This is a genomic window from Kitasatospora sp. NPDC058478, assembly GCF_042720345.1.
Taxonomy (GTDB): Bacteria; Actinomycetota; Actinomycetes; order Streptomycetales; family Streptomycetaceae; genus Kitasatospora.
This window is the reverse complement of record NZ_JBHXML010000083.1, coordinates 35,163-45,344: the sequence shown is the minus strand read 5'-3', so window position 1 is coordinate 45,344 and position 10,182 is coordinate 35,163. Positions and strand designations below refer to the sequence as shown.

Annotated in this window: 10 protein-coding genes and 1 tRNA gene; 4 read left to right on the top strand and 7 right to left on the bottom strand. The window is 74.7% G+C overall.

The features are described from left to right. Window positions 1-265: 265 nt before the first annotated feature. From ACFWPT_RS34885 to ACFWPT_RS34875, 3 genes are all read right to left on the bottom strand, one after another. On the bottom strand, window positions 266-1,153 hold the full coding sequence (locus ACFWPT_RS34885; protein ID WP_380486766.1) for an alpha/beta fold hydrolase: 888 nt from the start codon (window positions 1,151-1,153) through the stop codon (window positions 266-268). 168 nt (window positions 1,154-1,321) lie between these two features. Next, window positions 1,322-1,669, bottom strand: a complete 348-nt coding sequence (locus ACFWPT_RS34880; RefSeq protein ID WP_159398553.1) for a hypothetical protein — start codon at window positions 1,667-1,669, stop codon at window positions 1,322-1,324. A gap of 119 nt (window positions 1,670-1,788) precedes the next feature. Continuing rightward, window positions 1,789-2,712: an AEC family transporter gene (locus ACFWPT_RS34875; protein WP_363371012.1), complete on the bottom strand. Its 924-nt coding sequence runs from the start codon at window positions 2,710-2,712 to the stop codon at window positions 1,789-1,791. 108 nt (window positions 2,713-2,820) lie between these two features. Between ACFWPT_RS34875 and ACFWPT_RS34870 the strand changes: the two genes are divergently transcribed. After that, window positions 2,821-3,300, top strand: a complete 480-nt coding sequence (locus ACFWPT_RS34870) for an HD domain-containing protein (RefSeq protein ID WP_380370343.1) — start codon at window positions 2,821-2,823, stop codon at window positions 3,298-3,300. A 266-nt stretch (window positions 3,301-3,566) separates the two neighbouring features. Here ACFWPT_RS34870 and ACFWPT_RS34865 read toward each other — a convergent pair whose 3' ends face one another. Together ACFWPT_RS34865 and ACFWPT_RS34860 are read right to left on the bottom strand one after the other, a co-directional pair. After that, complete coding sequence (locus ACFWPT_RS34865) at window positions 3,567-3,941, bottom strand: transglycosylase SLT domain-containing protein (RefSeq protein ID WP_244293519.1); 375 nt, start codon at window positions 3,939-3,941, stop codon at window positions 3,567-3,569. Window positions 3,942-4,492: 551 nt separating this feature from the next. After that, window positions 4,493-6,136 carry a carboxyl transferase domain-containing protein gene (locus ACFWPT_RS34860; protein ID WP_380486763.1) on the bottom strand — a complete coding sequence of 548 codons (1,644 nt, stop codon included), beginning with the start codon at window positions 6,134-6,136 and terminating at the stop codon, window positions 4,493-4,495. A 291-nt stretch (window positions 6,137-6,427) separates the two neighbouring features. Between ACFWPT_RS34860 and ACFWPT_RS34855 the strand changes: the two genes are divergently transcribed. After that, on the top strand, window positions 6,428-6,820 hold the full coding sequence (locus ACFWPT_RS34855) for a ribonuclease (RefSeq protein ID WP_063350250.1): 393 nt from the start codon (window positions 6,428-6,430) through the stop codon (window positions 6,818-6,820). A gap of 125 nt (window positions 6,821-6,945) precedes the next feature. Here ACFWPT_RS34855 and ACFWPT_RS34850 read toward each other — a convergent pair whose 3' ends face one another. Further along, the gene (locus ACFWPT_RS34850) at window positions 6,946-7,764 is read right to left on the bottom strand and encodes an MOSC domain-containing protein (RefSeq protein WP_380486761.1); all 819 of its coding nucleotides are present in this window, start codon (window positions 7,762-7,764) and stop codon (window positions 6,946-6,948) included. 124 nt (window positions 7,765-7,888) lie between these two features. Between ACFWPT_RS34850 and ACFWPT_RS34845 the strand changes: the two genes are divergently transcribed. Together ACFWPT_RS34845 and ACFWPT_RS34840 are read left to right on the top strand one after the other, a co-directional pair. Continuing rightward, window positions 7,889-8,560 carry a TetR/AcrR family transcriptional regulator gene (locus ACFWPT_RS34845; RefSeq protein WP_063350252.1) on the top strand — a complete coding sequence of 224 codons (672 nt, stop codon included), beginning with the start codon at window positions 7,889-7,891 and terminating at the stop codon, window positions 8,558-8,560. A 166-nt stretch (window positions 8,561-8,726) separates the two neighbouring features. Further along, window positions 8,727-9,284, top strand: coding sequence for a universal stress protein (locus ACFWPT_RS34840; RefSeq protein ID WP_380486759.1), 558 nt, complete (start codon window positions 8,727-8,729; stop codon window positions 9,282-9,284). 153 nt (window positions 9,285-9,437) lie between these two features. Here the strand turns inward: ACFWPT_RS34840 and ACFWPT_RS34835 are convergent. Then, window positions 9,438-9,513: transfer RNA gene (locus tag ACFWPT_RS34835), tRNA-Val, on the bottom strand. Window positions 9,514-10,182 lie beyond the last annotated feature (669 nt).

Genomic DNA, 10,182 nt, shown 5'->3' with positions numbered 1-10,182 from the left:
GAACGTGCTGTGGGCGCTCCTGCGCGACAACCGGATCTTCACCTCCGCCCCACCGGTCGCGCAGGCATCTTGACTTCATCATTGAGACTCCAGGGAGTGGTGGGCCGACGTGGCGACGCCAGTCTGCCAGCGCCAAGTCGAGTGCGGTACAAGGGATTTGGCGACACTGGTGAGTTCGGGCCAATCCGTCGCCGGCGGCTTGCGCGCAGCGGCCGGGCCAGTTCGGCGCGGGCGTGGCGTCCGTGCCGTCCGAACGGCCCCGCCGTCAGCCGCGGGAGGCGGCGAGGAATCCGGTCAGTCGGGCGTTGACCTCCGCCGCGCCCGCCATGGGCAGGTGGTGGTGCGAGAGGCCCGGCAGGACGGCGACCGTCGCCTCGGGCAGGGCGCGGCGGGCGGCCTCGGCGATCCGGGGGGCGTGGTGGGTGCGGCTGTGTTCGGCGAACAGGGCGAGGGTCGGGGTGGTGAGGGAGCGCAGCCGGTCGAGGCCGGGGCGGGGGCCGGTGATGACGCGGGTGGCGGGGAAGTCGGCGTATCCGAGGGCGTAGACCTCGCGCCAGCCGGGGTCCGGGTGGGGGCCGTCGCCGGCCTCCCAGTCGAGGTAGGAGCGGGCCCGGGCGGCGGTGCGGCGGGGGAGGAAGAGCGGCAGGGCGTGCAGCAGGTAGTCGGGGCGGAAGCCGGCGAAGCACTGGGTGGGATCGAGGAGGGCGAGCCGGCCGACCCGGGCGGGCGCGTGCAGGGCGTACTCCAGGGCGATCCAGCCGCCGTAGGAGTGGCCGCAGAAGTCGGCCCGGGGGAGGCCGAGTCGGTCGAGGACGGTGTCCAGCCAGCCGAGCAGCCCGGGGACGCCGGCGAGTGGGGCGCCGTCGTGGACGCTGCGGCCCGGGTCGCCGATGAGGTCGGGGGCGAGGACGCGGTGCCCGGCGGCCGTCCACGCGGCGACGTTGGCGAACCACATGGTGGAGGTGGCGCCGCCGCCGTGCAGCAGGACGAGGGGGCGACCGTCGGGAGGGCCGCAGGCGTTGATCCGGGTGGTGCCGTGGGCTGTTCGGACGGTGAGGTGCTCGACCGGGACGGGCCAGCGGGCCAGCAGCGCGTCGTAGGCGGTGAGGAAGGCGGCGGTGCGGGTGGGGGAGGGCGTGGTGCGGGCGGACATGATGGGCCTCCGCGGGGGTGTAAGGAGGCACCCGACCGGTCTGCGGGCGCTGATCCGTCTGTTGGGCGCCTCCCGGGCCGGCCGGGTGGTGCCCCCGGGCCGGCTCGGGAAGGCGTTGCGGTTGGACTCGGCGGGCACCACCGGTCTGGTGGAGTGACCGGCGGGGCGTCAGAACCAGGTCTCGCCGTAGTGCGGCCCGGGGTGGTCCTCGCGCAGCAGGCAGATGTTGGGGTCGCGCGGCGGCTCCGGCCCCTCGTGCGGGCCGACGGCCGGGCAGCGCGGCCCGACCTCGACCAGGTACTCGGGCCAGGACGCCCAGTGCAGGTCGAAGCCGACGCCCTGGACCAGCGCGGAATGGGTGCCGCCGTGCCCGCCGGCGAGGTCGCAGCGCAGGCGCGGATCGATCAGGAAGGCACCGCGCGGAACGGTGTTGTAGTGGTCCACGTCCGTCTGCGGCAGCGTGACGACGGACGGACAGTGGTGGAACTCTGCGGAACGAAGGTCCGGTTGGCTCATGGCCGCCAGCATTCCACCGGGAGCCCGGCGAGGGCCCCGGTTCCCCGCTTTTGTACGGCTCGCGGGTGACAACTGTCGTGCCGTGTACGGGTGGCCGTCACCTCTCCGGAAGGCTCCGGCTACGCGGCGAGGGACCAGCTGATCACCGACAGGGTCGCCATCGACGCCAGGGTCGACCAGAGCACCGAGTCCCGGGCGAGCCCGGTGCCCTGCCCGTACTCGCGGGCGTAGACGTAGACGTTCTGCGCGGTGGGCAGGGCGGAGAAGAGCACCACGGTGAGGAGTTGGTGCGCAGGGAGGTGGAGCAGCGGGCCGGCCACCGCGAAGGCGACCAGCGGCTGTATCAGGGTCTTGACCGCGACGGTCAGCCCGACCTCGGCGTGGCGCGAACGGCCGGTGGCCGGCGGGCGGTTGTGCAGCGACATGCCGAGGGCGACCAGGGCGGTCGGCACGCCGGCGCCGCCGAGCAGCTCGCAGGAACGGTTCAGCTCGGCGGGCAGGTGCAGCCCGCCGGCGGAGGCGGCGGCGCCGAGCGCGGTGGCCAACAGGATGGGGTTGCGCAGTGGCAGGGTGAGCAGGGCCCGGCGGCCGGCCGCGCCGCCGTCGAGGACGGCCAGCACCGCGGGCGTGACGACCAGGATCTGGAACAGCACCACCGGTGCGACGAAGGAGGCGTCGCCGAGGAGCTGCATCGCCACCGGGATGCCGAGGTTGGCCGAGTTGACGTACCCGCAGGCCATCGCGCCGATCGCCAACTCGCCGGTCTTGCGCCGGAACAGCAGGCGCCCGGCGAGCAGCCCGAGGCCGATCGAGACGACGGTGCCCGCGGTGAAGGCGAGCATCGAGGGGTTGGCGAAGTGGTCCAGCGGGGTGCGGACGATCATCAGGAACAGCGAGGCCGGCATCGCCACGTGGAAGACGAACCGGTTGAGCACCGGCTCCGCGTGCGGCCCGAGCAGCCCGGTCCGGCCGACCAGGTAGCCGATCCCGGTCAGCGCCCAGATCGGGGCGAATCCGGACAGCAGGGGGTGCAGGGATGGCATGGTTCCTCGGATCGCTCGGACGGTCTGCCGGGTGGGCCGGGGGTCTCCCGCCCCGGGGCAGTAAACCAGTGAGCGTGAACGGGCAGACCACGGGCCTACGATGAGCCGATGGAGCCCGAGAACGCGCCGATGGAACCCGAGTACCTGAGCCTGGCCGAGGTGGAGGCGATCGCCCGCCGCGCGCACGAGGGGCAGGTCGACAAGAACGGCCACCCGTACGGCGAGCACATCGCGGCGGTCGCGCACGGGACGGCCGCGCGCGGTGGCAGCGACGCCCAGATCGCGGCGGGCTGGCTGCACGACACCGTCGAGGACGACCGGCTGAGCCGGGAGTGGCTGGCGGGGGCCGCGCTCCCCGGGGCCACCAAGACGATCGTGGACGCGCTCACCCGCCGCCCCGACGAGCCGGTCGAGGCGTACACCGCGCGGGTCCTGGCCACGCCGGGCGCGCTGCTGGTCAAGCGTGCCGACCTCGCCCACAACTCGGACCCGGCCCGGCTGGCCGCGCTGGACGCCGCCACCGCCGAGCGGTTGGCCGCCAAGTACGCGCGGATGCGGGAACTGCTCGGGCTCACCGGCGAGCTCTGAGCGGCGGGTGGCCCGGGCTGGGCGAACCAGGAGCAGGCGGGGCGAACGGTGGGGCGGGTCGGGCGAGCCGGGGCGCGGGCTGGGCGAACCGCGGGAGGCGCCGCGCGACCTGCGAGAGGTGTGCGCGAACCACGAGAGGGCCCGGGCCACGCGGATCGCGCGGGCCCGGGCCCTCTGGGGTCACCCCGGTGATCCCTGTCCGACCCCCGGGGTGAGGGGGGAGTGGTCAGGATGCGGGTGGAGTCCGGTGAGCCGAGGTGGTCGGCTTAGTACCAGTGGTTGGCCTGCCAGAAGTTCCAGGCGGCGTTCGGGCTGCCGTAGCGGGTGTTCATGTAGTCCAGCGCCCACTTGATCTGGGTGGTCGCGTTGGTCTTCCAGTCGGAGCCGTGCGTCGCCATCTTGGAGCCCGGCAGCGCCTGGGCCAGGCCGTACGCGCCCGAGCTGGCGTTGGTCGCGGTCACGTTCCAGCTGGACTCGTGGGCGATGATCTGGCTGAAGGAGGCCAGCTGGTTCGCCGGGACGATCTGGGCGGCCACGGCCTGCGGGGACAGGGTGGCGGCGTTCGCGGTGGCGGGCAGCACACCCGCGCCCAGGGCGGTCAGACCGGCGGCGCCGGCGAGGATCGCGGCGGAAGTGCGCATACGGAGCTTGAAAGTGGGCATCTAGAACAGGACCTCAATCAGGTTGGGCCGGGTCACGCCCCGCCTTGGACCACGGCCGGACAGGGGCCGAAACGGTCGTGGGGCGTGACCTGGCAGTAAGTCGCTACCGGCGGGACAGGTGCCGGTGCGGCTGACGACTGAGCCATTGTTGGCATGCCGGATCGGGCGCCGCCAAGACCCCCTTGTTACGACCTCCGGTCGTACGGGGGGCGGCCGCCGTGGATTCGAAGGGCCGGCTGCGCGGGGCGCGCCGACCGGTCGTGACCTGTGCGAACACCCCGTCGGCAGGCTGTGGCGCGGGTGCCCGGAAGCTGCCACTATCGCCCGTCGTGGACCGCATTCCGGTGTGAGCGCACTCACCGTTTGGGCCGCTGCGGCCGTCACCCGCCGGTCTGCGGCCGGCACGTTGGGTACAGACGATCTCGCCCCCGTTGAGACCGGCGCCACACCCGCTGGGGCCCGGGGGAGACCGTCGGGCTGCGGCGGAGATCGACGGCCCCCACCGGGGGTTCAGCGGCGGTCGCCGACGTTCAGCGGAGATCGCCGAGGCGGCGGTGACGCAGGGCCCGCGCCGCGAGGCGGTCCGGCTCCGGCAGCGCCGCCAGCCCGCCGAGCGCGGCACCGACCGCCCGTCCGAGCCGTGCGCAGAACGCCTCCGGCTCGTCCGCCGCGTCCGGCCGCTCCTCGACCACCTCGTCCACCAGCCCGACCTCCGTCAGGTGGCCCGCGCCGATGCCCTGGGAGCGGGCCAGCTCGGCGGCGTGCCCGCCGTCCCGGTGGACGATCGCGGACGCGCCCTCCGGCGGCAGTGGCGCCAGCCAGGCGTGCCCGGCGGCGAGCACCCGGTCGGCCGGGAGCAGCGCCAGCGCGCCGCCGCCCGAGCCCTGGCCGAGCAGCACCGCCAGGACGGGCGTGCGCAGCGCCAGCAGGGTGGTCAGGCAGTGCGCGATCTCGACCGCGATCCCGTCCAGCTCGGCCTGCGCGGACAGTTCGGCCCCGGCCGTGTCCACGACCGTGACCAGTGGCAGCCCCAGCTGCTCCGCGACCCGCGCGGTGCGCCGGACGGCCCGCAGGTCGGCGGCGGTGAACGGGCGCTCGTGCTCCGGGGTCTGCCGCTGCTGGCCGACCACCAGCACCGGCCGACCCCCGAGGACGGCGAGGGCGCGGACCAGCGCGCCGTCCCGCCCGCCGGGGGCGTCCAGCAGCACCAGTTCCTCGGCGGTGTGGCGCAGCAGCTCGCGGGTGCCCGGGCGGTCGGGGCGACGGGTGCGGCGCACGGAATCCCAGGCGTCGGGGTGTTCGGCGGTCTCGTCGGCGGTCTTGTCGGGGTCGGGGCCGGGGTCGGGGCCGGGGGCGCCGGTGCCGCCGGCGTCCGCGCTGCCCGGGGCGGGCGCGGTGGTGGCGAGGACGGCGAGCGTGCGGCGGACCAGCTCGCGCAGCTCCTGCGGCGGCACGACGGCGTCCACCAGACCGCGCCCGGCGAGCGTCTCCGCCCGCTGCACGTCCGGGGGCAGTTCCACGCCGCGCAGCTCCTCGTACACGCGCGGGCCGAGGAAGCCGAGCCGGGCGCCCGGCTCGGCGAACACCAGCTGGCCGAGTGTGCCCCAGGAGGCGAAGACCCCGCCCATGGTCGGGTTCCGTAGATAGGTGAGATAGGGGAGGCCGGCCGCGCGGTGCGCCTGGACGGCGGCGGTGATCCGCAGCATGCACAGGAAGGCCGCCGACCCCTCCTGCATGCGCGTCCCGCCGGAGACGGGCAGGGCGAGCAGCGGCAGCCGCTCGGCGGTGGCGCGCTCGACGGCGCGGGTGATCCGCTCGGCGGTGGCGACGCCGATCGAGCCGCCGAGGAAGCCGAACTCGGAGGCGACCAGCGCCACCGGTCGCCCGCCGACCAGGCCGGCACCGGTGAGGACGGCCTCGTCGAGACCGGTGCGTGCGCGGGCCCGGTCGAGCGAGGCGCGGTAGCCGGGGTCGGCGGGCGGGCCTGCGGGCGGCTCGGTCGGCGGCTCGTCCCAGCCCTGGAAGGCGCCCGGGTCGACCAGCAGTCCGATCAGCTGCCGCGCGGTCAGCGGCGCGCCCGTTTCCGTGCCCGTTCCCGCACTCGGGCTCGGGTGCGCTCCCGTGCCCGTGCCCGTGCCCGTGCCCGTTCCCGTGTCCGTTGTCCCCGTGTTCATGCCCACCCCGTCAGCGGTCGTTCCGGCCCGACATGATCCGTCACTCTATGCGGCGCGACTGGAGCGGGGAGCGAACGTGAGGAAGCTGTGAGGAGGCCGACAGCGGTCAGGTCGCTAGTTCGACGGCGGTCGACCCATGGGGTGTCCGGGCGGTTCGTGGACGGCTCCGGCGGGGTTCGGGCCGGGGTCGGGATACGGCTCAAGTCGCTGGTCAGGCAGGTGAGTTACCCGTCGGTTAATAGTTTGTCGCAGGGCTTCCGGAGTTGTCGGTGGCTGGTCACACTGGTGGACATGACCCGCACTCTACGCGCGTGGAAGACCCGCGCTGCCGCCGTCACCGCCGTCGCCCTGATGACCCTCGCGCCCGTCGCCGTCGCCACCGAGGCGCACGCCGACGTGAGCGGCACGGTGTGTCTGTCCACCCTCCCGCCCGAGGCGACCGACACCCTCAACCTGATCGCCACCGACGGGCCGTTCCCGTACTCCCAGGACGGCGTCGTGTTCCAGAACAGGGAGCACGTCCTGCCCGGCCAGTCCTACGGCTACTACCACGAGTACACCGTCATCACGCCCGGTGCCCCGACCCGCGGCACCCGCCGGATCATCACCGGCCAGGCGACCCAGGAGGACTACTACACCGGTGACCACTACGTCACGTTCTCGCTGATCGACCAGGGCTGCTGACACGCGCCCCACGCCCCTCCCGGCCCCGGCGCGCGTATCCGCCGGGGCCGCCGGGCCCGCAAGATCGCCGGGCCCGCAGGAACGCCAGGGGCGGCCCCCGCCCCGGCGGCCCGCCGCGACCGGCCTCAGAGCTCGGACGGCCCCCAGGCGTCCACCACCAGCTCGTCCCCGACCCGCAGCGTGCCGGGCCGCAGTACCGCGAACTTGCTGCCGAACGCGACCCCGCCGCCCGCCGCCCGGCGGTAGCCGGCCAGCGTCCGCAGCGGCTCCGGACCGGCCTTGGCGCCCGTCGACTGGTCGACCAGCGTCACCGAGCAGCGGATCGCGAGCTTGGCGTAGGCCAACTCGGCGCCGCCCACGGTGATCCGGCGGGTCAGGTCCTCGGTGTGCGGTTCGTCCCAGCCGTCCACCACCACGTTCGGGCGGAACCGGTCCACCGGCATGGGGAGTCCGCCGCTCAGCGCGTTGAAACGCTCCAGCGACGCACGGGACAGCAGGTGCACCGCGCAGCTGTCGGCGTAGCCGGACGTGCCCGGTACCAGCCCGGCGGACACCCGGTCGTGCTCCGGCGGCACCCGGACCAGCCGGCTGCGGACACCCAGCACCCCGGACAGCCAGCCGGCCACCTCCTCGCCCTGGTCGATCCCGAAGAACGGGGCGCCGAACAGCTGCACCGCCCGGCGCGGGCCCTCGGTGTCCACGGTGACGGTCACCGGCTCCACGCCCGGGGCGTCAAGGGTCAGCCGGCGGCCGTCCTCCCCGACCGTCGGGCGGACCGTGGCCAGGAGGCGGTCCCGGCGCTGGGAACGGAACACCCCGTCCTCGTCCACCACCATGAACGCCCGGTCGTGGGCCAGCCCCGCCGGAGTCAGCTCCGCGCGCGCCACCTCGACCCCGGCACACCCCTTCACCGGGTAGTACCGCAACTCCACCACTTCGGCCATGGCCGCCCCCTCGACTCACCGCGGCCCCTCGCGGGCCGCCGCGGACCCCGTGCGGAATCAACGCCTCCGTAGGGTAGTTGACCGCCCCCCGACCGCCCGCCCCCGGGATTGCTAGGGTCGGGACATGGCACCGAGCAGCGCGAACCCCCCGGGACGGCTCCGGCGCGACGCCCAGCGCAACCGCGATCTGCTGCTCGCCGCCGCCCGCGGCATGTTCTCCCGGCACGGCCTCGACGTCCCGCTGGACCAGATCGCCAAGGAGGCCGGCGTCGGCAACGCCACCCTCTACCGCCACTTCCCGACCCGTGAGGCGCTGATCGGCGAGGTGTTCGCCGACGCCGCCGTCGGCCTGGCCGGGGCCGGTGAGGAAGCCCTCGCCGCCGCGGACGCCTGGACCGCCCTCGAACGCTACTTCGAGCGCATCTTCGAACTCGTCGCCGCGGACCGGGGCATCAACGACCTGGTCACCCAGGCCATCCCCACCATCCCCGGCATGATCGAGATCAGCCGCCGGAACGCCGCCACCGTCGGCGCCCTCATCGCCCGCGCCCAGGACCAGGGCACCATGCGGCGCGACGTGGTCGCCATGGACCTGCTCTTCCTGCTCGGCCCGCTCTGCCGCGCCCTGCCCGCCACCACCGACCTGCGCCCCGACCTCTGGCGCCGCTACCTCGCCCTGCTCCTCGACGGCTTCCGCGCCCAGGCCATCCACCCGCTGCCCGTCCCCCCGATCGGCGAGGAACACCTCGACCGGATGTTCGCCGACCTCTGGGAAGCCGAACCACCCGGGGCGTAGGCGAGCTGCTCCACGCCGTAGCGGCCCCGGAGCATCAGGGACACGTACGGAACACCCGCGCGCGCGTCAGAGGCGTGTCAACGGGCGCCGGAGGTGCGGTGCCGGCCCGCTTTGCTGGAGGACGACAGCACGGCACGGCGGTACGGACCGAGAGGCGGGGCGAACCATGGCGGACAGCGAGATATCCGGCGCGGACGAGGCAGCGGAGCGGGCCGACCGCGCGGGCCGGATCGTCGTCGGCGTCAGCGGCTCGCTCGGCAGCCTCGCCGCCCTCCACCACGCCGTCGCCGAAGCGCACCGCACCGACGCCGAGGTCCTCGCCCTCCTCTGCTGGACCTCACCCGGCGAAGAGATCGGCTACCGCCGCACACCCTGCCCGGCCGCCATCACCGCCGGCCGCGACGCCGCCGTCGCCCGGCTCCGGCAAGCCCTCGACGAGGCCTTCGCCGGCCGCTACGCCGGAGTCCGGCTGCGCTGCCAGGCCGTCCGCGGCGACACCGGACACACCCTGGTCCGCTTCGCCGACCACCCCGACGACCTGCTCGTCCTCGGTGCCGGCAGCAGCCGCGGCTGCCTCTCCCGCGCGCTGCGCCCCTCCGTCGCCGCCTACTGCGTCCGGCACGCGAGCTGCCCCGTCCTGGCCGTCCCCCGGCCGCCGCTGCAGCGCGACCTGGAGGCCATGGAACGCGGCCACGGCCTGCGCTCCCTCGTCGGGGGGCAGTAGGCCGCGCCCGCCGCGGCGCCGCCCGCCTACGACAGCCCGGCCGCCTCGGCGAGGACGGCGGCGGTCCGGCGGCCGGCGCGCAGCACGGCTTCGGCGGTGGTGGGGAGGCAGCGGTCGGCGCCGGCGTCGTACACGGTCATGACGACGCCCGCGTGGTCGGTGGCGGATTCGAGAACCCGTACCGCCGACATCTGCTTTGTCAGAGCAGCGCTCAGTTGCCGGGTGTGCTCGATGTCCAGCACCCCGTCCTCCGTGCCGTGGACCAGCCAGAGCGGGACGGGGGAGGGCTGATCGGCCAGCAGGTCGAGGGGGGCGTCCCCGGTGGTGATCGCCGGGCGGGCGTAGCTGGAGGCGATGCCGACGGCGGCGATGGGACGCTGCTCGGCGGGGGTGTCCGGGTGAGTGGCCACGGCTATGGCCTCCCGGCCGCCCAGTGACCAGCCGGCCAGGACCAGGCGGTCCGGGTCCCCGCCGTACGCGGCGGCGGTGTGGCGGGCGTGGGCGAGCGAGGCGAGCAGTTCGGCGCGGCCGCCGTCCGGCAGGTCGGAGCGCCAGTCCGGGACGAGCACCAGCAGGCCGAGCCCGGCGGCCTCCCGGGCGAGCGGCCGCAGCACGTCGCGCTCGTCAGGGCCCCGGCCGTGCCACAGCAGTACGACGGGCGCGGGCCCGACGGTGCCGACGGGCGGGCGGTGCACGTCCATCAGCCGCCCGTCGGCGTACGGGATGGCCTCGGGTTGAGCGCTCGTCATGCGGGGTTCGCCTCCGGTTCGGTGCCTGATCACGGAGCTGGTACTGTACTTCTCGTCGCGAGGGAGATGATTCCTCGTCAGGCGTCAGTGGTGCTACCAGAGCACGTCCTACTTTCAGTAGGAAGAGTCCGTGCGATCCGGGCCTGGCG

Excerpts from the sequence above, each read along its gene's own strand:
- ACFWPT_RS34875 (WP_363371012.1), bottom strand. The coding sequence starts at position 2,712 with ATGCCATCCCTGCACCCCCTGCTGTCCGGATTCGCCCCGATCTGGGCG.
- ACFWPT_RS34855 (WP_063350250.1), top strand. The coding sequence starts at position 6,428 with ATGACCCGCACTCTACGCGCGTGGAAGACCCGCGCTGCCGCCGTCACC.
- ACFWPT_RS34865 (WP_244293519.1), bottom strand. The coding sequence starts at position 3,941 with ATGCGCACTTCCGCCGCGATCCTCGCCGGCGCCGCCGGTCTGACCGCC.
- ACFWPT_RS34845 (WP_063350252.1), top strand. The coding sequence starts at position 7,889 with ATGGCACCGAGCAGCGCGAACCCCCCGGGACGGCTCCGGCGCGACGCC.
- ACFWPT_RS34880 (WP_159398553.1), bottom strand. The coding sequence starts at position 1,669 with ATGAGCCAACCGGACCTTCGTTCCGCAGAGTTCCACCACTGTCCGTCC.
- ACFWPT_RS34840 (WP_380486759.1), top strand. The coding sequence starts at position 8,727 with ATGGCGGACAGCGAGATATCCGGCGCGGACGAGGCAGCGGAGCGGGCC.
- ACFWPT_RS34850 (WP_380486761.1), bottom strand. The coding sequence starts at position 7,764 with ATGGCCGAAGTGGTGGAGTTGCGGTACTACCCGGTGAAGGGGTGTGCC.
- ACFWPT_RS34885 (WP_380486766.1), bottom strand. The coding sequence starts at position 1,153 with ATGTCCGCCCGCACCACGCCCTCCCCCACCCGCACCGCCGCCTTCCTC.
- ACFWPT_RS34870 (WP_380370343.1), top strand. The coding sequence starts at position 2,821 with ATGGAGCCCGAGAACGCGCCGATGGAACCCGAGTACCTGAGCCTGGCC.
- ACFWPT_RS34860 (WP_380486763.1), bottom strand. The coding sequence starts at position 6,136 with ATGAACACGGGGACAACGGACACGGGAACGGGCACGGGCACGGGCACG.